We start from the raw sequence: 25,637 nt of genomic DNA, 5'->3' as shown, positions 1-25,637 counted from the left end.
TCCTGTATGGTGAAAAACCTATCCGTGGTGTTGCTCGAGAAATGAATGCAGAACGGTTGGTATTGTAGCAATGACGTCAGTTGCCAGTACATCAAGAGTAGAATGAGCGGTTTGCACTAGAGTATCTGCTGATTGACCGTGTAAATAAACGGCATTGCTTATCCCCTCTTGAAGAGACGCGCTGTGCATGACAAAGGCAAGAATCATGCCAGTTAAAACGTCACCAGATCCACCCTTAGCGAGCGCAGGATTACCTGTTGTATTCACATATTGACTTCCATCAGGAGCAGTTACAATCGTATAAGGGCCTTTTAAAACAAGATAAACACCGAACTCTTTAGCAAATGCTCGCGAGATGTCGAATCGCTTCCTTTGCACTTCCTTGATCGACAGCCCAGTTAACCTCGCCATCTCACCAGGATGAGGTGTCAAAACAGTTGGTGCTTCTCTTGCCTTAAGGCGCTCTTTCAACTCAGCTAAGTGGTACAAGGCATCTGCGTCCAAAATGAGGAGCGAATCTGTCGCTAACATCGTTTCAACGATTTGTTTGCACCCTGGTTGTCTTCCAAGACCCGGACCAACCGCGATTCCGTCAAATGGTGCGAGATCCTCAGGCACCTCACCAGAGAAAAATCCATTACGCGATGGATACCCCTGAAAAATCGTTTCAACTACGGCACCAGCTGTCATCGACAGGATTTCCTCAGGAACAGAAACTTGTATTAAACCGGCTCCGCTTCGATAGGCTGCTTTCGCTGTCATAATTGGTGCGCCAACCATTCCTCTTGATCCGCCAATTACCAGACCTTTTCCATGGCTTCCTTTATGAGAGGATGCCGATCGATCAGAAAGCGTGCGATGTACGTCTGATTTTTGCCAGAGTACTCTATCGCTTGATGAAAAAGCTGCTTGTGGAAGACCGATATCAACAATCTCCAATTCTCCATAAAATTCAGCATCAGGGTAAAGATAAGCTCCAAGCTTCGGGCATTGAATAGTATACGTATAATCAGCACGAATAGGCTCGCACTCCTCTTTGTAACCACCATTTGCCTGTAAACCACTTGGAAGATCGACTGACAAAACCGTCGCACGAGTTTGATTCACTAGCCTAATGACATCATCATATGGTTGACGAACAGCACCAGATAAACCGAGCCCTAGTAAGCAATCAATGATAACCCCATACTCGGGAAGTGATTCTACAAATGCTTTGCCATCTTCATACGGTTTCCACGTGTAGGTCAGATTTTGAAAGATAGCTAGATGGGTTTTAGCATCTCCCTTTACTTTTGAGTATGAGGGAATTAACCAAAGATCAACATCATACCCATGCTCTTTCAAATACCTTCCAAGTACAAAACCGTCGCCTCCATTATTCCCTGTGCCGATTAACAGCGCCATACGCTCATTCTTATGAAGTTTGCTTTTCATCGCTTCAAATAGAGATTTCCCTGCGTTCTCCATTAACATAGCACCAGCTATTCCAATCTCCTCCATGGCAAACCGGTCCGCTTCATACATTTCTTCTCCGGATACGATTCTCACAACAGGTCCCTCCTGACCGTGGTAAATTATATGAGGCAAGTCTCCATCATATGCAGACTAGCTTGACGAGCACTCAATAATGATCTGTGCAACAGCATGTTGCTTTGTATGTGAAATAGAAATATGTACGATCTCATTTTCCTCTTTTGTTTCGATATAAGGAGCACCTTCAGTTGATTTCTGTACACAAATATCTTGCCAGCTCAGTTTCCCGATACCAGTTCCTCTTGCTTTTGCGTATGCTTCTTTTGCAGCAAAACGGCCAGCCAAAAATTCAACACTTCGATGACCATTAAGTAAGTAATAAGTACTTAATTCACTTTCTGTTAGAATGCGCTCTGCAAACGAAGCATTTCGTTGTATGACTTTTTTTATTCGATCAAGCTCAATCATATCAATCCCGATACCTTTAATCATGATCCAACCCCTTCGTACTAAATCATTAAAAGTTAGCATAGTGTTTTCAATAGTGATTTTTCCTTTGGCTATGCTAAACTTATAAGCAATAACCATCTCGATTTTATATAAAGCGAGCAGTCAATTCTAACATTTACACTTTGGTTTCCAAGAAAGGTGGTCGACATATGTTCGTGCGAAATGAAGATTTTCGCTCATTTATTCGTTATTATCCTATCATCTCCATACTTATTGGTATACATATCCTCCTCTTCGTTCTAGTAAACCTGTTTGGAATGTTCTCAATACTCAGGTTGGGGGTAGGTTACAACAGAGCAATTGAACTAGGAGAATACTGGAGACTCATCACTCCAATCTTCCTTCATGGTGGATTTGCCCACGTCCTCTTTAATTCCTTTTCACTTTACCTCTTTGGACCTGCTCTCGAGCAAATGCTCGGAAAAGCAAAGTTCTTGATTGGATATTTTGGGGCTGGGATTATTGCGAACATCGCTACATTCTATTTGCAGGATAGTAACTTTAGTCATGTCGGTGCCTCAGGTGCTATTTTTGGATTGTTTGGCATCTATTTTTACATGGCTTTCTATCGCAAAGAATTAATAGACCAGGCAAATTCCCAACTCATACTTATGATCCTCGGAATTGGACTTGTCATGACGTTCATTAGTCCAAATATTAATATTCTTGGACACCTCTTTGGCTTCATTGGAGGAGCGGCACTTGCACCTATTCTTTTAATTGGTGCGAAGCCTTTTATTAATCGAGGGATCGTTCGCGTAAGGCGAACAGCTGATAGTGGAGAAATTCGCTTTAAGCCAAATCGATGGCAGCGAAGAAAAATCCGAACTGGACCTTCTGGTGGTGGGAAAATTATCTGGGGGATTTTTATCGGTCTTGTTATACTTGGTTTTATAGCAAGATATTTATAATGAAAATGATATTATTAAAGCCCAGTGATCTCATCACTGGGCTTTTACATCAAAGACTCATTTAAATAGTAGCTAACGGCGTTTTTTAAATTTCCTGTTATATCAAAATGTTGGTGTAACGCAAAATCATGATTCGCTAGATGTCGGGCATGATTGGGTTTAATCCCACATAAAATCGGAGAAACCCCCACCACTTCGAGCATACTACAAAACGAAATCAACGCAAGCACACCACTGGCGTGTACCTCACCAATCCCACTAAAATCTAGAATTACACGTTCATAATCGCCATTCTGAAGCGTTTGTAACAGCTGATGCTCATTAACTCGAAACAGGTTTTCCTCAAGCTCGCCAAACAATGGAATAATACCGAGTGCCGTTGAAATGGGGAGGAAAGGGCTAGAAAGCTTTTTCACTTTCACTAAAGCTGCTTCAAGTTCTTCTTTCTTATCCAACAAATCAAAGTTTGTATCCGCAAGTCTTTCCTGCTGTTTTTGAAGCGCCTTTGATAGTTTCTCCAATCGTTCATCTTGCCTTACACACACAAGCTGTCCTCCACCACTTATGGACCACTTTGCATAAACATGAAACAGGGAATAAGGAGACTGGGCAGTACCCATAACTAATTCAACCTCTGTTTCTTTCAAAAGCGGGTTCAGCATTTTTACAGCTTTCGTTCGACTATCGATATCAACTAGCTCTAAAAAAGAAGAACGAGGAGAAAAAGCTTCCGTTGCAAGTTTTGATTGTGAAAGAATGTTTAGTTCCTCATCAACTAAAAAAGCAGGGAGTGGATGATCATTTATATCGAACATTATTCATACTCCCTTTCCGCTCTTCCAGCCATTCACGAACACGATGTAAATCAGGAACCAACGTTGTATGTTCAGAGCAATATTTAGACAAGTTGTACTGTGAGGTAAGCCTCCCTCCAACTAAGACTTCAGGAGGATTTTCCAACGCTTCAAGCTCCGTGACATAACGATTTAATCGCTCAGCATGATACAAGATTGCAACCGAAATACCAACAACTGACGCTCCCCATTTCGCCGTTTTTTCTAAGGCATATTCAAGAGGTAAATTGGCTCCAAAAAGCTTTGTTTGCCAGCCATATTCTTGAAAGAGTAACGATATCATTTTCAAGCCTAAATAATGCTGTTCTTGCTCAATACAAAGAAAAAGGGCTTTCGGGCCACCTTCGTTCTTACTCGTAATTTTCCTAAAATGGGCATATCGTGAAAGAACATAATCACACGTAGTTGTAGCTAAGTGCTCGTCCGCAACTGATATTTCATTTTCTTCCCATAGCTTACCAATGCGCTGCATGGCTTTCGTAAAAGCTTCAAAAGTTAAATGGCTATTTGCCATCAATTCGGACTGCTCTGTTATTCTTTCCCACGCTTGATCTTGATCACCTTCAAGAAAGTCATCTGTTAACCCTTTTATATCTATCGGCACATGCTCACCTCTTTGTATGAGAACTATCAACTGTTAGTTCTTCCAGCTCTGTAAGACCTATTTTCAACGTTCTAAGATAATCTTCCTTCTCCTCGAACGACTCAGATGCACGCAATTCATTTTCCAGACGCTGAAAATTATCAATTAAGTGCTCGGTTTTCATCCCTCTAGCCGTTAGAATGTTGTTCAGCCATAAAGCATAATCAACAAAAAAATCATTCGAATCCAGGTTGCGCGCTGAATTCAAGTGTTTGATGTGATGATAATTATCTTCACGACACTTCACACGCCCCTGCTCTCCGAACTTCTCTAATAGTTCTGGCATATCATGGTAGATACCCTGAACAACCCGGTCAATAATCGCGTCGATTTGACTCATCATTCCGCTACAACCTTAAAGCGAGATACTTTTGGTTTTATTGCCGCAAGTTCCTGATCAGGATATTTCTTTTCAAGGTCATGTATTTCTTTATAAGAAGGGCTTTTAATCCATGTTAAAAAAGATTCTTTCGTTTTCCACTTCATTTGAACGGTGAGTTCTGATGGTTTACTCTCATTTTGGAGAAGTCGAAAAGATTCAAACCCCTCAAACTCATCCACTCGCCGCGAACGTGACTGATAAATGCCAATCACTTCATCTACTTTTTCTTCTGGTACATTAATCACCGAATTAACAATGTACATATATACCCTCCTTACAGAAATGTTATACCTCTTCTTTTCTATTTTTTTTGGCACAGTAAGAATACCAATTTAAAAGATCTTCACCATTTGTATGTTCAATATCTTTCACCCTAAATTGTTTTCCAGCAAAGCTTGATAAAATTGATACTTTGAAGGTCGTTAATTGTTTGGGCTCTTGAAGAAATGTTGCCTCCATCTCCATTGCTTGAATGTTTTTTCTTGCTACGTATACTCTCGTTTTTGAAATTTGTCTAAATTGCAGAAGAGCGACGTCTTTTTTGATGCCCCAACCTGCATCGCGGTAATGCAAATACCCAATGAAAAAGCAAATTGGCAATAACAAAAGTGAGAAAGCTCCGTATGGAACAAAGTAAGTTATTAATCCTACTGGTAATACGGCAGGGAGTAGGGTTCGAATGAAATAACGTCTTTTTGCTCTTAAAGGCAAGGACGAACATTCTTCATGGATGGCCATCTCAGGTAGGATTTCCCCCAATAATGTTTTCACTCTTTTTCGTTTAACGAGTGGAAATAAAACGGTTGAAAACTGTTCCTCTTTTCCTCCACCGCCGCCACTTTCTACGTAAAGTACCGAATAACCAAATGGTTGGCGAAGGAGCCCTTCCACAATTCGAATCGCCTGAATGCGATGAACAGGAATGGTTAACTGACGCTTTTCAAGAATTCCTCTATTAATAATTAACTCATCCTCATGTCGCTTGAGAACAAAACCACCGTATTTTAGCACTGTGCCAACGACTGAGAAAAACCATGATATCAAGAGGAGAAAGGCGACTGCAAGTAATAGAAATGGAAGTGTAGCATCCATCACCCGCTCTGTGATACTTTCATAGAACTGATCAGGAATGAAATCATCTACTTGTGAGGCAATTGCCGCTACGAAGGAAAGAACAACCCCTATACCACCTGAAGTTGAAGCTGTAATCAGTAATTCTTTCCATGAAAGTTTATAAAGCAGCGGAGGTTTCTCCTCCACTTCTTCCATCACTTCATCAGTGACCGCATTTCTTTTCTGATAAAGATTGCTTTTTAACAATTCCGCATCAGTCCGTCTTAACGCTGACATGACCACTTCCGGTTCCCCGCCACCCCCGGCGGTCTCAATTTGCACTTTAACGAGTCCAAATGCACGCTGTATTAACCCTTGAGAAAAATCAATCGATTGAATTCTCTCCCTAGGAATGAATCGCTTTTTACGAAAAATAAATCCCTGATGGATGCGTAGCTCATTGTTTTCAATGTGATATGTATAAAAAAACCATCCGAGCACTCCATTTCCTACGGTGAATAGAAGAAGTGCTCCAATCATTAGAAAGTGCCACCACTCGTAGCCATTTCCTCCTCCAACAAAAACAAAGAAAATCAGCGGGATGGCCGCTTCTTTAGCGTACTTTATAAAAGATAACAACATGGCTACTGGATGCAGGCGTTTTTTCTCAGACATCATCTTCCGCCACCCTTGCAAGAATCGAGATACGATTCCTTAGCTCATCAGCAATTTCGTTTGAAAGAGCTGGTATTTCATGCGTCGTAGCTGCAGTTGAAATCGTTACCGATGACAGACGATAAGCTCGTAACAGCGGTCCCTGTCTCGTATCAACATGTTGAACCCGAACCATCGGAATGAGAGTTCGTTTCACAATAATGACGCCATGTTTCAGTTCAATCTCGTGTTCAGTGACTTCATATCTCCATTTTTTCCAGCGAAGTTTTGGTAGCAACCATGTCTGGAGAATGACAAATAGAAGAGCAAGCACACAACCTACCGCTAAAATCCATAATGGGAGAGGTCGTACGATGACATGAACGACAAACAAACCACTTAGGAGTAAAATGGAAATAAGTGAAACCATTCCCCCTGTAATTTGCCATACTTTCAACCCTTTTGGGTCAATCCGTTTTGAAGGTTCCAGTCGCATCGGCTTCCTCACTTTCTATTGAATAGTTATCATCTCTTAAGTATGAGAATAATTATATCATTCTTAGGTTATGCCTTCTATTCCTCTGTTTCATAATAAGAAAGGTTGGATAATAACAAAAAAACTTGAGCTATTTGCAGCTCAAGTTTTTTTACTCTTATTAAAAGTGATTTGATACGTAAGGACGTTCTGATTCTCTCATACTAACGATTTCTTTTTGTTGATGGTCAAAGATCGATAATATTTTAGTATCTGCATTATAAAAAGTTAAATGCTGCTCTGAACACTGAACTAGCTCACAACTCGGTATTGGGAATTTCTCCTGTCGACCTGTTTTAGAACAAATGTAAACAAGCTGATCACTTTTACCATTTCTTCTGTTAATCCCATGGACGATTATACTCCCGTTCCAGGAATGAATCGTTCGCGGTGAAAAATCAAGTTTAAAAGTATTTTTAATTTGATACGTATCATCAAGTAAAAGAACCTGATCCTGGTAAGAAGCAGAAATCGATAGAGCAGCAACATAAACGCCCTCTTCAGCAACCATCATGTTTACCGGGGAATAGCCTGCTTCTAAGGGAATCACCTTTTTGCCAGAATCACCAAACGTTGTTAACAGGGCCTCATCCCCTTCAACATGGTACGATGATACAATAAGCTGATTTCCTCTTCTTTTTAAATCACAAAAAATACCATTCACGTGCCACTGATGTGTCATTCTTGGGTCTTCCTTCGAAAACTCATAAATCCAACCGTTCCATTCTTCTCCTTCACAAGCAATACAAATGGTTTCAGGATATTCATAAAAGCTTGGTTTACCGTTTACTTGGAACGTTCTTAGTTGAGCAAGGCTATGAACAAAGACGTAAACCTCGACATGATTAGGCGAAAGTTGCTTGGTAAACCAATAATTTTGGTTTGAATCCCTCACAACATTAGAAAAGCCTTCTTCACTTGCGATTGGTAGTTTGGGTACATTGACCCGCTCAGATGTTTGGGTAGTGTGCTTATGCCCATCAGATTTTAGTGCTTTGCTCCCTTGCTCAAACGGCATTCTAAACGCTCCCTTCGTAATCAGCTGCCTTCTTCCGTTGAGGCAAGTAGGAAAAAGGATAGATGTTTGCAACCGATCCTTGCTGTTATTACTAGTTTAACAAACAATTCGTCAAGGGGGTATTGGGAAATAACAATAACTTTAGTAGGATTATTAGCGTGAATCGTTTCCTACTTTCCCAAGTATTGTGGAAAGTTATAGGTCTTTACTCCTCAGCATTAGAATGAAGCGAGTTCTTCTACTGCTCCTTTTCCTTTCGACGCTCCTTCAAAAGTAGCACTTTAACCTTGACAGCCACCTTTGACTGCATAACAATGAGTACGAATCCACTAATACGAGGAAGGATGAGATTTGCTTGGCACGTAACCACGATGAGTATATTCAACATCTATTCGGAAATGAAGACGAAGCACTGCAATCAGTCAATGAAAGTATTCGTAAAAATGGTATGCCTGCTATCTCAGTTAAACCAGAGGTTGGGCGCTTTCTCTCTTTACTTGTCAGCATTGCTAAGCCACGAAACATTATGGAAATTGGAGCCTTAGGCGGCTATAGTGGTATTATGCTTGCCAGCGCACTTGATAAAGAAGGGTCACTTACGTCGCTCGAATTAGAGGAAGCTTATGCAAATGTCGCGAAAGACAACTTAAATAGGGCGGGTCTTGGCGATAAAGTTAAATATGTAATTGGTCCAGCTCTTCAGAACATGGATTCTCTACATAGTGCTGGTCAACAGTACGACTTTTTCTTTATTGACGCCGATAAAATCAATTACCCAAATTATTTTCAAGCCGCTTTAAAATTAGCTACACCAGGAGCAGTTATCGTAGCTGATAATACGCTCCAGGGTGACAACGTTTTTGATGAAAATGTAACCACTGCTCATGTAACCGCTATACGCGAATTCAACGAACAAGTTGCCACTGATGAGAGAGTGGAAGCAATGCTCCTCCCTCTTTGCGATGGCCTTACCATTTGCCGAGTAAAACCTTAGCAGTAATAAATGAAAGGAGGCAGAGCTTTGCTCCGCCTCCCGTTTTTAAAATGCGACGATTGTTCTGCCACGAACTTTTCCATTTAAAATGTTGCGTAATACATCTGGTAGTTCATCAAGAGTAATTTCATTTTGAATAGCTTCAAGATGCTCAGAAGGCTTGTATTCATCAGCAGCTTTTTTCCAAATCTCTTTCCGCTTTTCCATCGGACAGTACACAGAATCAATTCCTAGTAAATTAACGCCTCTTAGAATAAAAGGAAATACTGTCGTAGGAACTTTGGGTCCGCCTGTAAGACCACTAACCGCAACAGCACCGCCATACATCGTGTTACTTAGTACAGCTGCGAGCGTTTCTCCACCAACTGGATCCACTACGCCAGCCCACTTTTGCTTACCAATTGGCTTAAACCCTTCTGGAGCTACTTCTTCCCTGCCAACAACCGTAGTTGCGCCTAACTTTTTTAAATAGCTATGCTCAGATTCTTTCCCTGTGCTGGCTACAACTTCATATCCCTTTTTGGCAAGAATCGCAACGGCCATACTCCCAACTCCACCGGTAGCGCCCGTTACAAGGATAGGACCTTTGTCTGGCTTAATTCCTGCTTGTTCAATTTGGTAAACAGATAGCGCGGCCGTAAAGCCAGCTGTTCCATAAACCATTGCTTCTTTAAGAGATAAACCATCGGGGAGCGGGACAATCCAGTCAGATTTTACTCTTGCGTATTCACTAAAGCCGCCATAATGAGATACGCCTAATTCATAGCTCGTAACGATGACGCGGTCTCCTTCTTTCCAATCTGGATGATCCGATTCAGCCACAACTCCTGCAAGATCAATCCCTGGCACATGAGGGTAGTTTCTTACGATATTACCTTTTGGATGCGCTGCTAATCCATCTTTGTAATTCACGCTTGAATAATGGACTTTGATCAACACATCACCTTCAGGTAGGTCTTCCTTCGTGAATTCCTGAATCGCTATATTTGTATCATCCTCAACTTTATTAACAACTAATGCTTTAAATTGATCCATTTTTATTCCTCCTTGATCTTTCATTCGGTATAAGCTTAACAGAAATTATTCTGACTGGTCAATTAAACTGAATTCTTTAATCCTTATTTGAATTCCTGTATAATAAGCTCTGTAAGGAGAGGACTAAAATGAACCGTAAAGCAGAGTTAAAACGGCAACAAATCATTAAAGCAGCTTATCAAGCCGTTTCTGATAAAGGTTACGAAGCCGTGACACTACAAGATATTGCGGATTATGCCAATGTAAGTAAAGGCGTTCCGAATTATTATTTTCAAAACAAAGAAGATGTCCTTGCACATCTCCTCGCTCAAATTACGGAGCGAATTTATGAGAAAGAAAAAGAAGCGGTTGCAAAAGAAACATCTGCAGAAAGCATGCTTCAAGCTTATATAAATACTGTGTTTGTTAGTGCTGAAGAGAATGAGAAATTCTACCGTGTTTATTTAGATTTTCTAGCACAGGCTACAAAAAACAACCGGTATCGTGAAATTAACGAACGCTTTTACCAAAATTGTGCTTCAATCTCTAAGGAGATTTTAATGCAGGGAGCGAAGGAAAAGACCTTTGTCGTCAACGATTTCGAAACGGCTGGTCGAGCCATACGGACTATGATTGACGGATATATGATTCAATGGATGATGACCGGCGATCATTCACAACACCGGGCTTACAAACAGGCGTGTTATCAAGCCATTACCTCATACTTAAGCTAATGCGGCTCATCGTTGGCAGTCGCATTTTTCAATCCATTCCATTTCTTCTCCATTTAAAAGAATTACGTTTAAGAAGTGACACTTGCAATGGATAAAACTCGCCGGCTCGGACACGCTAACTTCATGTAAGGAGGAGATTTTATGGCAAAAGAAAAAAAACGTGGTATGAAGAAAGAACTTTCTCAGGCTGTTGACCACGCCAATGAAACAAAACCCTCAACAAAACAAAGAAGCAAACGAATCACAGAGTAAAACCGGGCAAAGTATGCCCGGTTTTACTTTATTCTAAATGTAGACGCATCAATGAGTTCGATATCATCTCGCTTCTTAATTTTCTCCATTAATTGAAATAATGCCGCATCCTTTTGCTTCGCTTCAATCATGCAATCAATTTGTTCGGTACTCCCTTTTACTTTGTTCAAGAATGAAAAGAACCAATCAACGTCTACATAATCAGCATGACTACGAAATTCTTGCTCATTTTTGGGTGAGGAAATATGCATTTTCACAGGGAGTGGCGAGTTCTTCCAAGTATCAACCACTCTCCCCCAATCCTTCTCCCACTCTTTGGTTTCATGACAGGCCATATGGTGGTGATAGTCAAAAACCATTGGAACATTTAACTTCTCACATAAATAGAGCGTATCCAAAAGTGTGAAGGTTGTATCATCGTTCTCTAAAATAATGGTTTCTTGTATTTTCTTTGGGGTATACATCCAATTATGGATAAAGCGTTCAAGCGACAGCTCTTTGTCGTCATAACCACCGCCCACATGCAAGACACATCGATGGGTCGAATCGATGCCCATCCCCTCAAGAAGACGAACGTGCAAAGTGAGCATTTGAACAGAAGCTTGTAAGATTTCTTTTTTAGGAGAATTAAGCAGCACAAAATGATCTGGGTGAAAACCGATTCTCATTTTTTCTTTTTTTGCATAATCACCCAATTCTTTTAACTCATTTTTTAACGGGGTTAAATAATCCCATCCTTCCAGGGCCTCATGGTTTGCAAGAGGAATTAAGCGAGAACTTAACCGAAAGAAGTGAATGTCATTCCCTTTATTATGTTTTAAAAGTCTGAGACAATTTTCTAAGTTTGATTTAGCGATCCGCTCAAGCTTTCGAATAGCGGCTTCTGTGTTTTTGATTTTCTGAAATTGCGCGTAAGTCATCGTCTGAGACGGAGAGCTGTTTACAAGTTCTGTACTCATAGCGACATAGCCAAGTTGAATGATTGTCAATTCGTTCTCACCTCTCAAAAATCTTTCTATTAGGCTGTCCATTTCACTCTTCATCCATGAGCAATAACTTCCCCTCGATTAGGAGTGGAAGCGTGGTACAATAGACGTAATACCTGGATGCGGGTAATAATAAAAAAGGGGTAATTGTATGGCAACTCGAATCATTACTGACAGCAGTGTTGACTTCCCTGAAGAACTGCTCAATGAATTGAACGTAACGGTCGTTCCACTCAACCTTCTCTTTGGTGACGAAGAATACAAAGCTGGAGTAGATCTTGATACACCGACGTTCTATCAGAAACTAAAAAAATCAAAAGAACTTCCTAAGTCTTCTGCCCCATCACCCCAGGACTTTCTTACAAAATTTGAAGAAACTAGTCCGGAAGACGATATTCTTGTAGTAGCGCTTTCTGAAGCACTTAGTAGTACGTATGACAACGCTGTTCTAGCGAAAAAAATGTTTCATGAGGAACATCCTGATCGAAACATTGAAGTGATCAACTCTAAAACAGCTTCATCAGGTCTTGGGATTATTGTTTATCATGCGGCGGAGATGGCACGCGATGGTCATAGCTTTAATGACATTGTTGAACAAGCACATGAGTATACAGAAGATACGCTTACGATGTTTTTACTAGATACACTTGAGAACGTTATCAAGGGAGGACGCCTTGATCGAGTGAGGGGAACCATTGCTTCTGCCCTTAATATTAAGCTCCTTATGAAAGCAAGTGATGACGATGGCTCGCTTGAAGTCCTTGATAAAATTCGTGGGAATAAACGAGCTGTTCGTCAATTTATCCAGAAAATAGGAGACTATGGACATAATCTTGAAGATAAAGTGATTGCGGTCGCTCATAGTAACTGCGAAGACAAAGCGAAAGCTTTGATCGAACAAATTCAAGAACGCTATCCGTTTAAACAAGTCATTCTCTCTACAATGGGTCCGCTCATTGGAACATACGCTGGAGAAGGAGGGCTTCTAGTCGCCTTTAAAAAGAACTAGGTAGCAACACCAGATAGAGCGCAATGGCGCTCTCTTTTTTTATTTTCTCAACTAATTCAAGAAAAAAATAAATAAAAAAGCGCTCTCTTTACAGGAAATGAATGACCATTCATCGAAATGTGTTCAAAACGAAGAAGTGTGGTGAATGGTAAAATGAAGTGGGAAAAATTATTTGAACCTATTCAATTAAGAAGACTGACCTTGCCGAACAGAGTGATGATGGGGTCGATGCACCTTGGAATGGAAGGAAGTAAGGATCAGGAGGATGCACTCATTTCCTTCTATACTGAACGGTCAGGTGATAACGGTCCAGGACTGATTGTTACTGGTGGCATTTCCGTTTCTCCCGAAGGAGATGGGGGACATCATTTTCTAGGATTCTACAGGGAAGATGATCTTAGAGTGATGAAACGACTAACAGATAGCGTCCATGAGGCAAACGGACGCATTGCTGCGCAACTTTTTCACGCTGGTCGATATGCCTATTCACAAATGAATGGCGTGCCATCCGTCGCCCCCTCTCCTATAAAATCGCCTATACACAGAGAGGTTCCAGAAGAATTAACTGAAATCGATATCCTTAATTTGCTTGAATCCTATGCAGAAGCAGGGAGAAAAGCGAAAGCTGTTGGCTTTGATGCCGTAGAAATTATGGGTTCTGAAGGGTATTTAATTAATCAATTCCTGTCACCGAGGACGAATAAGCGATCAGATAAGTGGGGAGGTAATTTTGAGAATCGCACCCGGTTTGCGATCGAAGTACTGAAATCTGTTCGAAACGCTGTTGGAGACGATTATCCTATTATTTTTCGAATGTCCGGTCTCGATCTTGTGCCTGATTCTTCAACGCCTGAAGAAACGATCCAACTTGCAAAGAAGTTAGAAGAGCATGAGGCTGATATTTTAAATATTGGTATTGGTTGGCACGAATCTACCATTCCGACAATTTCAATGATGGTGCCACGCGCTGGCTTCATTGAACCTGCTCTCAAAATCAAAGAATCCGTTAACATCCCGGTCATTGGTAGCAATCGGATTAATGATCCACTTCTAGCAGAAGAACTGCTTTATAAACTCGATATGATTTCGATGGCGAGACCATTCCTTGCTGATGCTAATTTACTAGCAAAAGCAAAAGGACAAGCTCTTGATCAAATCAATACTTGTATTGCTTGTAATCAGGCGTGTCTTGATCATGCCTTTGAAGGAAAAGCCGTCTCCTGCCTTGTTAACCCTCGTGCTGGAAGAGAACATAAATGGACGATAAAAAAAGCGGACAAAACAAAAACAGTTGTTGTGATCGGTGGCGGGGTCGCCGGAATGGAGGCAGCGAGAGCCCATGCTGAACTAGGCCATACGGTTACGCTTTACGAAGCGAACGAATCCATTGGCGGGCAGTTTAATCTTGCGAGAAAAATTCCAATAAAAAAAGAATTCGATGAGACCATTCGTTACTACACAACAGAGCTAAACCGATTAGGCGTTCAAATTAACGTTAATCATAAACCGAATGCCGACGACTTGATAGCCCACTCCCCTGATCTCGTCGTTCTTGCGACAGGTGTTGTTCCAAGGCTGCCTGTCATCAATGGGGTTAAACACGCCATTCCATATCCTGAAATTCTTTCTGGGAACCGCGAAGTTGGAAAAAAAGTCATTATTATTGGTGCAGGTGGAATTGGATGTGATGTCTCACACTTTCTGATTGAAAAAGGAATTCACGACATTCTTCTTCTGAGACGAAACGGAAAAATGGGAGAAGGGCTTGGAAAGACGACAAAATGGGCGATGCTGCAAGACTTGAAGCAAAATGGGGTTACGTTCAGAACCAACCTTTCATACGAAGAAATCACACCTGAAGGGTTAAAGATTACAAACAGCGAGACAGGTGAGCAGGAATTCCTAGAAGCTGACACCATCATCCTGGCTGCTGGCCAGGAGTCAAATATACCTGAGGAATATGAAGATCTATCACAAAGAGGGATCGATATAGCTGTGATTGGTGGTGCACGACTTGCTGGAGAGCTTGATGCTAAGCGAGCGATCTATGAAGGAGCAAAAATTGCTTTTGAACCTGAGACAATTTCTGTTCAGTAATTTTCATAACAAAAAAGGTGCTTAGAGCGCCTTTTTTGTTATTTCTATTTTCAATTAATTTAATTCAATCATCCGTTTAAGAAATGCACTACTGTACGTTTTTCCTTGAAGCTGATTTTGTATCCAGTCCTCTTCTTCTTTGAGCCAATTTCTTATCAATCGTACTGCTTTTTCATGCTCGTGTGTCGTCATATGCTGAAAAATTTCATTCGTTTTTTCAAGATTCACTTCTTCAAGTGTTTTGTGGAGCGCTTTTAATCCAAGCTGCGCTCTCTCAGGATGGTAATGGTGGAGAACGACTCGTGAATAGTGAACCATGACTTGATTCAACAAGTGAACCGACCAAATGTCATTCCCTCTTCTTCTGGACTTTTCATATTGAAATAAGAAGAATGCCGTATCATCAACATGATCAATAAACTCTTGTTTCGATAAGGTTAACTGTTCGTTAAAATGACTTAGACATCGATGTGGATCGTAAAGTACTCTGCAAAAATCTTTTTCAATTAACGTTTCAGCAGTTACTGTAAACAAATCAAGGTGCAACAAATTATCAAACACGGCAATCACTTGTGGCGCAATAATAAAGATTTCATCATAGAAAAGAAGACTCCTATAGGCTTCTAAATAGCTTTTTCGTTTCTTTAGGAAAGCCTCCACATCTCCCTCATCAACGAGGCAATAAAGATCAATATCTGAATTCTCATCATGCTCGTCCCGTCCCATTGATCCTTTAAGAAACACCGCTTTTACGAGTGGTTCCTCTTTAAGATGATCTGTTATGACTCTTACTGCTTCTTCCTGTTTCAATTCTCCAACTCCAATCCTTCATCAAAATCGATCATTACCTAGCGAAAAAAGGCTGATGAACAACAAAAAAGAGTGCTAAAGCACACTCCTTATCCTAGCTTATCGCCATTCTTTACTTTTTGATCAGGCTGTATCAAAACAACACCTTTTTCCCCATATATACCAAGAACCAGTATTTCTGACATAAAATCAGCAATTTGCCGTGGAGGAAAGTTTACGACCGCCATCACTTGTTTACCAATTAAATCTTCAACCTCATAAAGATCCTTGATTTGTGCACTGGACTTCTTTATACCAATTTCCTCACCAAGATCAACTTTTAGTTGATAAGCTGGCTTTTTCGCCTTTTTAAAATCGTTGACTTCAATAATCTCGCCTACTCGAATATCAAGCTTCATAAAATCATCAAACGTTGCCATTCTGTTCACCCAGCCTTTTACTTCTTCAGGAGCATTTATCTACTCTTAATCAGATTCTCGTTCCATGAGCGTATTCCTGCTTAAGCGTTTCTGAACAAATTGCTGCACAGCAAATCTGATTTCTTCTTCCGTTCGTTGCTGATGATTATGACCAAATAAAAAGGCCGAATAAAGCTCAACAAGGAAGCGATCGCTCGCCTCTATTTGCATCGAATAGAGTTCTGAAAGTGTTAATGGATATTGAGAAGTGGCGAAAAAACGTTCAATGCGAAGTATGTACATAAGATCGTTTAGTAATTCATAAGAGTTGATTGGAGAAACAAACTGTTTTATTCGACTGTCAATAGAGAGCAATAATGTCATTAGACCACTCTTTATCTCATTTCTTGAAGGTAGGACAAATGGTGTCTCTCCGTAAATCTTCAATTGCTCAAAACACGGTGCTACATATTCTTTCGAACCATTAGCTACATCTCTAAAATCTTTCAAACATACTTCTCTCATATCTAGAGAAATACCCATTAATTCTGGCAAAGAAGGTGATTTTATCAGTGGTTCGTTATAAAAGCACCAAATATCCAAATCGGAATATGGACCCGCTTCTCCTCGTGCAAAGCTTCCAGTAATCACAACGCCCTTTAACAATGGATTTTTCAATCGATCAACAAGACGTTTTGCATATTTTTCAATCATTAGTGGAGTGATTAGTACATGTCGCATCTCATTTTCTCCTTTTCACCGAGACCCTTAGAAAAAGCTTGCAAGGACGAAGCCGGTCCGTCGTTCTTTTCTACTTATTTATTTTCATTAAATTCACTTGTTAAAAATCGATAAACGGAATCAATTACCTCATTACGATCTGCCCCATGACAGATAAGATGCTTTGAATTCTCCATCACCCTAACCTGTTTCTCTTCTGAACCGATGAGGTTGTATATCGCATCTGCCGTTTTATAAGGAACGAGACCATCCAGTTTTCCTTGAAGAATCATCGTAGGAGTGAAAACAGATTCAAACGAAGGCTTAAGATGTTGCACCAGCTTACGAAATTCTAGCGAAGCAACAAATGGTGTACTTCTCACCTTTCGACTATAACGAATAAACAATTCGTTTTTGAATAGTTGTCCTCTACATAGGTCCGTTACCATCCCTCCAATGTCTTTAACCATTTGAATGGGATGAATATATTGAAGCGCTGCGCTTAATAAAACTAACTTATTCACTTGATACTTTGTCGCCAAATAACCAGCTAGAACGCCGCCCATAGAAAAACCTATAACGTATACGGTATCGCATTGCTCTAGTAAGTGTTGGAGATGATATTCAGCCGTATCAATCCATTGCTGGAAAGTAATACCGCGAAGCGAATCTTGTTCACCATGCCCTGGAAGCGTTGGAGATGAAACGACCCAATTTGTATGACTTCGAAAATATTCTGCCAGCGGCTCCACTTCATAAGGTGCACCAGTAAATCCATGTATGAGCAAACAACCGACCATATTCGTTCCCTCACCTTTCCTCCTAAAGTTTACTTTTTATAATACCACCAGGAGAAAAAAGTTAACCGGTTATTGTGCTCTTATCCAATCCGTTTTTAACGCTTTGAAGCTTTTGATCCTTTGCCATAGTGAATTGCTAAAGAAGCTTTTCTTTCTTCTTGAAGCGATGTTGAGCAATTGGGGCAAATCACCGCTTTAGAAGGGATGGGTGTACAACAGTACGGACATTCCTTTCGAGTCATTGAATTTATTGGGTCCTGTCCAGGTTTGCGCCATCTATTTAGTTGTCGAACAACTAGAAAGACAGAGAAAAAAATGATTAAAAAGCGGATGGAGGTCGTTAAAAACACACCATAATTAATTGTTGCGGCTCCCGCTTCTTTCGCATCGGAGAGGGAAGGATAGTAATGTCCATTCAAACTAATATACAAATCTGCAAAATTGATTTGTGCTAAAACCAGACCGACTGGCGGAAGAATAATATCCGAAACGAGTGAATCGATAAAACTGCTAAATGCTGCACCGAGAACAATACCTATCCCCATATCAGCTGCATTTCCTCTAATAGCAAAATGGCGGAATTCATTTAATAGACCGATGGGAATTCACTCCTTTAACCTCACTCTACACAATATGTATGCGTCATTCATACAAGCTATGAATTTTTTTAATGGTTGTAATTTTTCTATAATTTTTTATAAAAGCGTCACAAGCCTGATAGATGATATAATGTTTCTTTGCGACTATAGTCTAACATCAAGGAGTGAACAATCATGACATTTGCCCTAGCCTGGTCAAAGGCTAATCCCTTAATTGAGGATCCGATGGCTGTATTTGTCTATCTAACGGTTGTCGTTGGATTTATCTTTATGCTTGGAGAGTCAAAAAACGCCGTTATGCAAAAGATTTTCCATTACGCACCTCCGTTAATTTGGACATACTTTATTCCAATGCTCTCAACGACCTTTGCTATTATTCCGCAAGAGTCAAGTTTATATGGATTTGTATCAACGTATATCCTTCCTGTCGGATTATTGCTGTTACTGTTATCAGCTAATGTTCCAGCTACACTTCGATTAGGACCAAAAGCACTACTCATGTTCCTTGCTGGTACGATTGGTGTCATTATCGGTGGGCCGATTGCTCTTGCCATTTTCCAACCATGGTTGCCAGAGAATGCTTGGACAGGTGTTGCTGCTCTAGCAGGAAGCTGGATTGGTGGCTCAGCGAACATGGCAGCAATGATCGAAGCAGTCGGAACACCAAAAGAAATATTATCCCCCATTATCGTTGTCGATACGGTTGTTGGTTATAGCTGGATGGGAATTATGATTTTCCTTGCAGGATTCCAAGATAAATTTAATAAATGGAACAAAGCAGATGACTCAGTTATTCAAAGCGTGAATAAAGAAATGAATGATATTCAACGTAAGAATGAACGTCCTATTCAAGTTCCCCAGCTATTAGGCTTACTTGGACTTGCCTTTGGTGTCTCTTACATCGTATTGAAAATTTCTGAGAACCTTCCACAAACGGCCGTTCTTTCTACAACTACATGGACCGTTATGATTATTTCAGCTATCGGTATTCTGTTCTCTTTCACCCCTGTTAAAAAGTTAGAGGGATATGGAGCTAGTAAAGTCGGCTATACTGCCATATACCTTTTGCTCGCAACAATTGGGGCTAGAGCCGATCTTGCATATGTAGTCGATTCTCCCCAATATGTACTGATGGGTATCGTATGGCTTAGTATTCATATTCTTGTTATTTTTATTGCAGCACGATTACTGCGTGCGCCACTTTTCTTTGTAGCCGTTGGATCACAAGGAAATATAGGTGGAACAAGCTCAGCTCCAATCGTCGCTTCCGTCTTTCAACCCTCACTTGCTCCGGTTGGGCTATTGATGGGAATTGTAGGTAACGTTGTTGGTAGCTATGCAGCTGTTCTCTGTGCTCAATTGGCTAAGATGGTCGCCACAATGTTTTAGCTTCTTTTACAAAGAAAAATCCGTCCTCCTCTAGGGGGACGGATTTTTCTATATCTTTATCCTTGTGAAGTAGGGCGAACAAGGACTTCGTTAATGGAAACACTGTCAGGTTGTCCAACAGCGTAATAAATTGCATCTGCAATCGCTTGGGGATCGAGTGGATCGAGACCATTTGGACCACGATTGTTTAACTTCTCTTGTACATCTTCATCAGTAATTGTATTCGTTAATTCTGTTGCAACTGCCCCTGGTGAAATGATTGTCGCTCGGATATTTGTAGAAGGAGACATTTCTTTTCGTAGTCCTTCTGTAATGGCTCTTACTGCAAATTTCGTACCGCAATACACTGCACCGGCTGGCATAATTTCGTGACCGGCGACAGAAGAAACATTAATGATATGGCCTGATTTTCTTTCTTCCATATGAGGAAGAACGCCAGCAATACCGTAAAGTACGCCCTTTATGTTAACATCGACCATTTTATCCCATTCATCAATCTTAAGTTTATTTAAGAAGGATAAAGGCATCAATCCAGCATTATTGATAATAACGTCGATTTGCCCATACTGTTCAATTGTTTTATCAGCTAGAGCCTGCATTTGCTCTCTCGAAGTAACATCCGTTTTTTGGATAATCGCTTCTCCGCCGCTATTTGTAATTTCTTTCTTCAGTTCTTCAAGCCGATCCTCACGTCGAGCTGCAAGGACTACCTTCGCTCCGTCGCCTGCAAGTTTTTTTGCTGTTGCTTCGCCGATTCCGCTACTTGCTCCAGTAATAATAACGACTTTCCCAATAATATGACTCATGATAATCCACCTTTCATGTTATCTACACCACTCTAGTTCCCGATTGAAACACCTATAAACATTCGGATGTGCCCAAACAAAAAAGCACCTGATCCAGGTGCTTTCGCTTGTTACTTATTTTGTTCAATCCATTGTTTGAACGTTTCTTCTGTTTGAGTGCCAACAATGCGATCGACTTCTTTCCCATCTTTAAATCGGACAAGGGTTGGCGTTGATTCAATTTGATAGTCATTCCAACCTTGTTCAAATTCGAGAACATTGTACTTCTTTAGGTCAATATCCATATCTTCTGCGAGTGGCACAAGTATCGGAGAGGTGTTTTTACAATGAATGCAAGTTGGGCTATAGAAATAGACAAATGCATCATCTTCGTTAGAAAGTTTTTTTTCGAGCTCATCAGGAAGAATTTGATTTTGGTAAAGCGGATCATCGAGCTGATCGATCGTTGCAGGATCTAGTGAGTCTTTCCCGTAAGGATTTCCCTCTGCTTTTTCGCTATTGCTTAAATTTGTAACAAATGCGAGTGCTCCAAATAATACGATAATGATACCAAGAAAAATAATGGCTTTCTTCATACGTTTTTCTCCTTTTTTGTCTGCTTATTTAACAACAACATGATCATCGTAATCGAAAGAAAAGCAATGAGTGCTAGAAACGGAATCGTGATAAACCCGGCGTAATTAATATACTCTCCGGTACACGGAACTCTCCCACAAGCGGGCGCTGAATCTGCAAAAAAAGATGTTTTTTGAATCAAATAATGATAAAGAGAAACACATACACCAATGAACGATAACGGCAAGACATATAACCATTGTGACGCATCTTTTCTTATCATAGCAATTCCAAGGAAAATGACTAAAGGATACATAAGAATTCGTTGATACCAGCATAGCTCACATGGTTCATATTTCATTACTTCAGAAAAATACAAACTTCCAGCAAGGGCAAGGACTGAAGTAGCCCAGGCGCCAAATAACAGATACTCACTTTTTTGCTCAGGTTTCACAGCTGTACCTCTCTTCTTTTCACACCAAAATGTAGTTCCATTATACACCACAGCAATCGACTTTTAAAAAGATGAAACGTGACAATACGATTACAAAGCCGACTCCTTATCAGAGTCGGCCCTGGCTTTTTCACTTATTCAATAATTTGTAATTCCTTCGGGTACTTCGTTAACGTCTCATATCCATTCTCCGTAACAAGCACATCATCTTCAATCCTTACCCCACCAACGTCTGGCAAGTAGATGCCCGGCTCAATCGTGTAAGTCATGCCTTCTTGTAGCAAGCTATCGTTTTTTTCACTCATCGATGGAAACTCGTGTACTTCAATCCCGATGCCATGACCGATTCGATGTGGGAAATAATCACCATAGCCTGCATTAGAAATCACATTTCGTGCTGCAAGATCAATATCGCCAAGTCTAGTTCCCGGCTTAGAGATATGAAGTGATTCCATTTGGGCACGTAATACCGTATTATAGATTTCTTCTTGCTTCTCATTCACTTCACCGAATGCTACTGTCCGGGTAATATCAGAGCAATAACCGTTAAGGACAACACCAAGATCAAATAAAACGAGGTCACCTTTTTTCAATTGACGATCCCCAGGGTTACCATGTGGTTGACCTGATTTCTCTCCAAACAAAACCATCGTTGAAAAAGACATCTCTCGAATACCTTTCTTTTTCAACTCAAATTCTATCGTAGCGAGTACTTCCATTTCAGTAACGCCTTCGCGTAAAGCCTTAACCCCGGTCTCTACACCGAAATCAGCAAGCGCTGCTGCTTCGCGCAATACTTCAATTTCCTCCTCATCTTTAATAAGACGAAATTGATTCAGACCAAGCTCTGCTGAATGATACTGAAGTTTCGGATAGCGAGTTTGCAATTCTTCAGCGCGTTCATAGGCAAGCGTTCCTTTCTCAATTGAAGCACTAGTTGGTTGATGCACACCACGTTCTTTCAATGCCTCATGAATAAAGTCAAAAGGATCTTCTGAATCGCTATAGCCGATGATCTCATATTCCCATCCTGCGTCTCGCGCCTGGGAAACTTCCATCCCTGGAACTACAAGGAATGGTTCTTGGTTAGGAACGATAAAAAGACCAAGTAACCGTTCATGTGGTTCGCATTGAAAACTAGATAGGTAAAAGACATTCGAAGATGAATGAATATAAGCAAAGTCTTGATTTTGTTCAATAAGCCAATCTGTCATTTTTGATAAACGTGTGTTCATAGTGACACTTCCTTTATATAAATTAAGCTTTTTTCTACTTTCCCTCTCCTAGCTTATCATAAGTGAATTCTGTTCACTTTATTTACACACAAAAAACCCCCGCAATAAATGCAGGGGCCTGTCATATCTATTGTAACTCTTTCACAAAACTTGGCTTAATAAGACCAGTATCTTCAAAAACCTTACCCATTTTATCTTCAAACTTCGTAAATTGCTCTAACGCCTTCTCCTGTACAGAAGGATCAGCAATGTCCGCTTGTTCTGCGCGAATGGTATATGCTTGTGTTAAATCGTCAAATGCACTCTCAATTTCCTCTTTAGAGTCGTCTAGTTCAGCTGGAACAGATAGACCTTTGATACCTTCTACTGTTGCTTTACTAGCTTCAATAGCACTTCCTTTTAACTCTTCAAGCTCTTCTGTTGAAGGCTTGTCTGCTTCAGGTGTTTCACTGTCATGAAAAGCAGATTTTGCTGATTCATAAGCGACGATTGCGTCATTATGTTTCTTAAGAACACTCACCACTTCTGATTGAAAATCTAGTAGAACACTTTTCGTATCTGCTTGCTCTGTTTCTCCACTTGTTTCACTTTCACTGTTTGTATTTGAACCGCACGCTGCTACGATTAGAAGCATGGATAAACTTAAAACAGATAATAACTTCTTCATATGTCATACCCCCTATTGATGTTTACTTCCAAAAAATAGTTTAGCACTAAATCCAAATTTGTAAATGAGAATAAATGGATAAAAATTTCTTTTGAAGCCTGATATAATAAGGGCTTTGTATAATTATAAAATTGTGCAAATAAAAATAGCTGCCGGCGTTGGCAGCTACGATCATCAAACAATTGGAGAAGGGGGAACTTCTTTGGCTTTGTTTGAATGCTATAGAACAATTTGTGTCGGGGAACACCATGTCTATTCTCTTCTATGATGATAATGATAATCTTTATCAATTACAAAGTCAATAACTTTTCTTAAATGAAATCGAAGGTGTTGATTCAAATGCGCTTGATTTTTTATCACGTCCATATCCACTTTTAACCGCCTCTGCTCTCAAAACTAGCGCAAATGCTGTGAAAGACAAGAGCAAAATGAACAAAAACATGGATATCTGTAACGTTTCAACCATTTTATCCACCTCTTATTTTGAATGTTTTTATCATTATAGCACGGCTTAATGATAATGAGAAGCATTATCATTAACATCAAGCACATTTCATAGAAGACTCAATAGTTGTGCAAGCGGTTTAATTCCTCTATTATAAGAAAAGCACATAAAAAAATAGGGGGACTATCCATGCAACGTGTTCATTTAACAGAAGATTTATCTTTTTCTCGTATTATTCATGGTCTTTGGCGACTGGCAGATTGGAATCAAACGAGTGAAGAAACCCTTTCACTCATTGAACATAACCTTGAGCGTGGCATTACTACCTTCGATCATGCCGATCTTTATGGAAGTTACGAATGTGAAGAGCTTTTCGGAAAAGCTCTCGCTCTGAAACCTTCCTTACGTGACCAAATGGAAATCGTTACAAAATGCGGAATTGTGATTGAATCACCAAACAGACCAGCTCACCAATCACATCATTACAATACAAGTAAGGAGCACATTATCACTTCTGCTGAACAATCGCTCACCTCACTTGGTATTGATCATATTGATGTTCTTCTCATCCACCGTCCGGATCCATTTATGGACCCAGAACAAGTGGCTGAAGCCTTTTCTACATTAAAACAAGAAGGAAAAGTTCGTTATTTTGGCGTTTCTAACTTTAAACACCACCAATTTAACATGCTTCAATCGTATGTCGAGCAGCCTCTCATTACAAACCAGCTTGAGCTTTCTGCTTATAACCTTGAGAACTTTGAGGATGGTACCCTTAATCTCTGTCAAGAAAAACGAATGAAGCCAATGGCTTGGTCTCCTCTTGCAGGTGGGGATGTATTCACTTCGAATGACGAAAAAGCCGTACGTCTTCGCGAAACGGTTAAGAAAGTCGCTTCTGAAATCGGTGCTGAAGGAATGGATCAGGTTCTATATGCTTGGCTCCTCAACCATCCGGCAAACATTATGCCAATCGTGGGATCAGGTAAGCCTGAGCGCATCGATAGTGCAGTTGATGCACTCTCGTACTCATTAACTCGTGATCAGTGGTTCGAGATCCTTACAAGTTCAATGGGGCATGATATTCCATAAATAGTAGTGATTTTCGAGATCTATTCCTTTTTTCTTAAATAGACTAAAACGCCCTCTCATTTGAGAAGGCGTTTTTTGAATTAATAAAATTAAACAAACGTTTATTTAACGCTATTGAGTTACTCTACTTTTCTTCGTGATAACTTCAGATATCGCAAATTTTCGACTACCAGTAAAAGCTAAAATCACTGATATACCAAGAAGAGAAAGTGGGAACTCATAACCTCCAATAAGCCCCATTTGAAGCTTTGCCAGAACAATAGCACCAATCATCGTTAATCCAAGTAGGATCGCTGATGGTATGACAAAGATTCCAGTAATCAGGAATGCTCCCCCAATTGCTTCAATAATCGCTGCTGCATATGCAAGTACTGCAGCTTGACCAATCTTATCAAACATCGCAATCGTATTCTCCATCGCACCTAGTTTTTGTATACCATGAGCTAACATAATTATTCCAAGTATCATTCGACCACATAATAAGCCCCATTCTATTCGTTCTTTCACGGTGGACACCTCACTTTTGTTTCCTAGCTAACGAATGAGGT

General features: G+C 40.3%; 30 protein-coding genes. 7 read left to right on the top strand and 23 right to left on the bottom strand.

All coding sequences use genetic code 11. The features are described 5' to 3' along the window. Nucleotides 1–18 precede the first annotated feature (18 nt). Together ATG70_RS19315 and acpS are read right to left on the bottom strand one after the other, a co-directional pair. A complete protein-coding gene (locus tag ATG70_RS19315; protein WP_098446059.1) occupies nt 19–1,548 on the bottom strand; it encodes an NAD(P)H-hydrate dehydratase in 1,530 nt (509 codons plus the stop codon). A gap of 57 nt (nt 1,549–1,605) precedes the next feature. Then, a complete protein-coding gene (gene acpS, locus ATG70_RS19310; protein ID WP_098446058.1) occupies nt 1,606–1,965 on the bottom strand; it encodes a holo-ACP synthase in 360 nt (119 codons plus the stop codon). Between the two features lie 167 nt (nt 1,966–2,132). On the opposite strand from acpS, the gene ATG70_RS19305 reads away from it, so the two are divergent. Beyond that, nucleotides 2,133–2,894 (top strand): rhomboid family intramembrane serine protease, encoded by a 762-nt coding sequence (locus tag ATG70_RS19305; protein ID WP_098446057.1) that lies wholly within the window; start codon nt 2,133–2,135, stop codon nt 2,892–2,894. A gap of 44 nt (nt 2,895–2,938) precedes the next feature. On the opposite strand, the gene ATG70_RS19300 is transcribed toward ATG70_RS19305, so the two are convergent. The 7 genes from ATG70_RS19300 to ATG70_RS19270 form a co-directional block, all read right to left on the bottom strand. Next, a complete protein-coding gene (locus ATG70_RS19300; RefSeq protein WP_098446055.1) occupies nt 2,939–3,709 on the bottom strand; it encodes an STAS domain-containing protein in 771 nt (256 codons plus the stop codon). After that, the gene (locus ATG70_RS19295; protein WP_257147812.1) at nt 3,693–4,352 is read right to left on the bottom strand and encodes a cobalamin B12-binding domain-containing protein; all 660 of its coding nucleotides are present in this window, start codon (nt 4,350–4,352) and stop codon (nt 3,693–3,695) included. Before ATG70_RS19295 ends, ATG70_RS19300 begins: the two co-directional genes overlap by 17 nt. A 4-nt stretch (nt 4,353–4,356) precedes the next feature. Beyond that, nucleotides 4,357–4,734 carry a hypothetical protein gene (locus ATG70_RS19290; RefSeq protein ID WP_098446054.1) on the bottom strand — a complete coding sequence of 126 codons (378 nt, stop codon included), beginning with the start codon at nt 4,732–4,734 and terminating at the stop codon, nt 4,357–4,359. Continuing rightward, nucleotides 4,731–5,036: an antibiotic biosynthesis monooxygenase family protein gene (locus ATG70_RS19285; RefSeq protein WP_098446053.1), complete on the bottom strand. Its 306-nt coding sequence runs from the start codon at nt 5,034–5,036 to the stop codon at nt 4,731–4,733. The genes ATG70_RS19290 and ATG70_RS19285 overlap by 4 nt, the downstream gene beginning before the upstream one ends. A 22-nt stretch (nt 5,037–5,058) precedes the next feature. Next, nucleotides 5,059–6,501 carry a PH domain-containing protein gene (locus ATG70_RS19280; RefSeq protein ID WP_179886350.1) on the bottom strand — a complete coding sequence of 481 codons (1,443 nt, stop codon included), beginning with the start codon at nt 6,499–6,501 and terminating at the stop codon, nt 5,059–5,061. Beyond that, a complete protein-coding gene (locus ATG70_RS19275) occupies nt 6,494–6,976 on the bottom strand; it encodes a PH domain-containing protein (protein ID WP_098446051.1) in 483 nt (160 codons plus the stop codon). The genes ATG70_RS19280 and ATG70_RS19275 overlap by 8 nt, the downstream gene beginning before the upstream one ends. Before the next feature lie 160 nt (nt 6,977–7,136). Next, complete coding sequence (locus ATG70_RS19270) at nt 7,137–8,033, bottom strand: hypothetical protein (RefSeq protein WP_098446050.1); 897 nt, start codon at nt 8,031–8,033, stop codon at nt 7,137–7,139. Between the two features lie 355 nt (nt 8,034–8,388). On the opposite strand from ATG70_RS19270, the gene ATG70_RS19265 reads away from it, so the two are divergent. After that, nucleotides 8,389–9,027 carry an O-methyltransferase gene (locus ATG70_RS19265; protein ID WP_237438742.1) on the top strand — a complete coding sequence of 213 codons (639 nt, stop codon included), beginning with the start codon at nt 8,389–8,391 and terminating at the stop codon, nt 9,025–9,027. Between the two features lie 45 nt (nt 9,028–9,072). On the opposite strand, the gene ATG70_RS19260 is transcribed toward ATG70_RS19265, so the two are convergent. After that, nucleotides 9,073–10,062, bottom strand: coding sequence for an NADPH:quinone oxidoreductase family protein (locus ATG70_RS19260; RefSeq protein WP_098446049.1), 990 nt, complete (start codon nt 10,060–10,062; stop codon nt 9,073–9,075). A 128-nt stretch (nt 10,063–10,190) separates the two neighbouring features. Here ATG70_RS19260 and ATG70_RS19255 point away from each other — a divergent pair, with 128 nt between their 5' ends. Next, the gene (locus ATG70_RS19255; protein WP_098446048.1) at nt 10,191–10,775 is read left to right on the top strand and encodes a TetR/AcrR family transcriptional regulator; all 585 of its coding nucleotides are present in this window, start codon (nt 10,191–10,193) and stop codon (nt 10,773–10,775) included. 275 nt (nt 10,776–11,050) lie between these two features. Here ATG70_RS19255 and uvsE read toward each other — a convergent pair whose 3' ends face one another. Beyond that, entirely contained in the window at nt 11,051–12,058 is a 1,008-nt protein-coding gene (gene uvsE, locus ATG70_RS19250) for a UV DNA damage repair endonuclease UvsE (RefSeq protein ID WP_098446604.1), read from the bottom strand. Nucleotides 12,059–12,164: 106 nt separating this feature from the next. Here uvsE and ATG70_RS19245 point away from each other — a divergent pair, with 106 nt between their 5' ends. Both ATG70_RS19245 and ATG70_RS19240 read left to right on the top strand, forming a co-directional pair. Then, nucleotides 12,165–13,022 carry a DegV family protein gene (locus tag ATG70_RS19245; protein WP_098446047.1) on the top strand — a complete coding sequence of 286 codons (858 nt, stop codon included), beginning with the start codon at nt 12,165–12,167 and terminating at the stop codon, nt 13,020–13,022. A gap of 153 nt (nt 13,023–13,175) precedes the next feature. Beyond that, a complete protein-coding gene (locus ATG70_RS19240) occupies nt 13,176–15,119 on the top strand; it encodes an oxidoreductase (protein ID WP_098446046.1) in 1,944 nt (647 codons plus the stop codon). Between the two features lie 54 nt (nt 15,120–15,173). Here ATG70_RS19240 and ATG70_RS19235 read toward each other — a convergent pair whose 3' ends face one another. From ATG70_RS19235 to mscL, 5 genes are all read right to left on the bottom strand, one after another. Continuing rightward, nucleotides 15,174–15,929 (bottom strand): nucleotidyltransferase domain-containing protein, encoded by a 756-nt coding sequence (locus ATG70_RS19235; RefSeq protein ID WP_098446045.1) that lies wholly within the window; start codon nt 15,927–15,929, stop codon nt 15,174–15,176. 89 nt (nt 15,930–16,018) lie between these two features. Further along, on the bottom strand, nt 16,019–16,348 hold the full coding sequence (locus ATG70_RS19230; protein WP_098446043.1) for a tRNA-binding protein: 330 nt from the start codon (nt 16,346–16,348) through the stop codon (nt 16,019–16,021). 45 nt (nt 16,349–16,393) lie between these two features. Beyond that, entirely contained in the window at nt 16,394–17,068 is a 675-nt protein-coding gene (locus tag ATG70_RS19225) for a nucleotidyltransferase domain-containing protein (RefSeq protein ID WP_098446042.1), read from the bottom strand. A gap of 74 nt (nt 17,069–17,142) precedes the next feature. Beyond that, nucleotides 17,143–17,847, bottom strand: coding sequence for an alpha/beta hydrolase (locus tag ATG70_RS19220; protein ID WP_098446041.1), 705 nt, complete (start codon nt 17,845–17,847; stop codon nt 17,143–17,145). Nucleotides 17,848–17,942: 95 nt separating this feature from the next. Continuing rightward, a complete protein-coding gene (gene mscL, locus ATG70_RS19215; protein ID WP_098446039.1) occupies nt 17,943–18,446 on the bottom strand; it encodes a large conductance mechanosensitive channel protein MscL in 504 nt (167 codons plus the stop codon). 174 nt (nt 18,447–18,620) lie between these two features. Between mscL and ATG70_RS19210 the strand changes: the two genes are divergently transcribed. After that, nucleotides 18,621–19,835, top strand: coding sequence for a DUF819 family protein (locus ATG70_RS19210; RefSeq protein WP_098446038.1), 1,215 nt, complete (start codon nt 18,621–18,623; stop codon nt 19,833–19,835). A 56-nt stretch (nt 19,836–19,891) separates the two neighbouring features. On the opposite strand, the gene ATG70_RS19205 is transcribed toward ATG70_RS19210, so the two are convergent. From ATG70_RS19205 to ATG70_RS22625, 6 genes are all read right to left on the bottom strand, one after another. Further along, nucleotides 19,892–20,641 (bottom strand): SDR family oxidoreductase, encoded by a 750-nt coding sequence (locus ATG70_RS19205; RefSeq protein ID WP_179886349.1) that lies wholly within the window; start codon nt 20,639–20,641, stop codon nt 19,892–19,894. A 110-nt stretch (nt 20,642–20,751) separates the two neighbouring features. Continuing rightward, a complete protein-coding gene (locus ATG70_RS19200) occupies nt 20,752–21,216 on the bottom strand; it encodes a thioredoxin family protein (protein WP_098446036.1) in 465 nt (154 codons plus the stop codon). Continuing rightward, nucleotides 21,213–21,650, bottom strand: a complete 438-nt coding sequence (locus ATG70_RS19195) for a disulfide oxidoreductase (RefSeq protein WP_098446035.1) — start codon at nt 21,648–21,650, stop codon at nt 21,213–21,215. The genes ATG70_RS19200 and ATG70_RS19195 overlap by 4 nt, the downstream gene beginning before the upstream one ends. A gap of 134 nt (nt 21,651–21,784) precedes the next feature. Beyond that, nucleotides 21,785–22,885 carry a M24 family metallopeptidase gene (locus ATG70_RS19190; protein WP_098446034.1) on the bottom strand — a complete coding sequence of 367 codons (1,101 nt, stop codon included), beginning with the start codon at nt 22,883–22,885 and terminating at the stop codon, nt 21,785–21,787. Nucleotides 22,886–23,012: 127 nt separating this feature from the next. Then, nucleotides 23,013–23,552, bottom strand: a complete 540-nt coding sequence (locus ATG70_RS19185; protein WP_098446033.1) for a hypothetical protein — start codon at nt 23,550–23,552, stop codon at nt 23,013–23,015. A 298-nt stretch (nt 23,553–23,850) separates the two neighbouring features. Beyond that, a complete protein-coding gene (locus ATG70_RS22625) occupies nt 23,851–24,018 on the bottom strand; it encodes a hypothetical protein (RefSeq protein ID WP_179886348.1) in 168 nt (55 codons plus the stop codon). A gap of 168 nt (nt 24,019–24,186) precedes the next feature. Here ATG70_RS22625 and ATG70_RS19180 point away from each other — a divergent pair, with 168 nt between their 5' ends. Then, complete coding sequence (locus tag ATG70_RS19180; RefSeq protein WP_098446031.1) at nt 24,187–25,089, top strand: aldo/keto reductase; 903 nt, start codon at nt 24,187–24,189, stop codon at nt 25,087–25,089. A 111-nt stretch (nt 25,090–25,200) separates the two neighbouring features. Here ATG70_RS19180 and ATG70_RS19175 read toward each other — a convergent pair whose 3' ends face one another. After that, complete coding sequence (locus ATG70_RS19175; RefSeq protein WP_098446029.1) at nt 25,201–25,596, bottom strand: DoxX family protein; 396 nt, start codon at nt 25,594–25,596, stop codon at nt 25,201–25,203. Nucleotides 25,597–25,637 lie beyond the last annotated feature (41 nt).

This window comes from Bacillus sp. es.036 (assembly GCF_002563635.1).
Taxonomy (GTDB): domain Bacteria; phylum Bacillota; class Bacilli; order Bacillales; family Guptibacillaceae; genus Guptibacillus.
The sequence above is the reverse complement of the archived record's forward strand: the minus strand, read 5'-3'. Positions and strand labels throughout refer to the sequence as shown.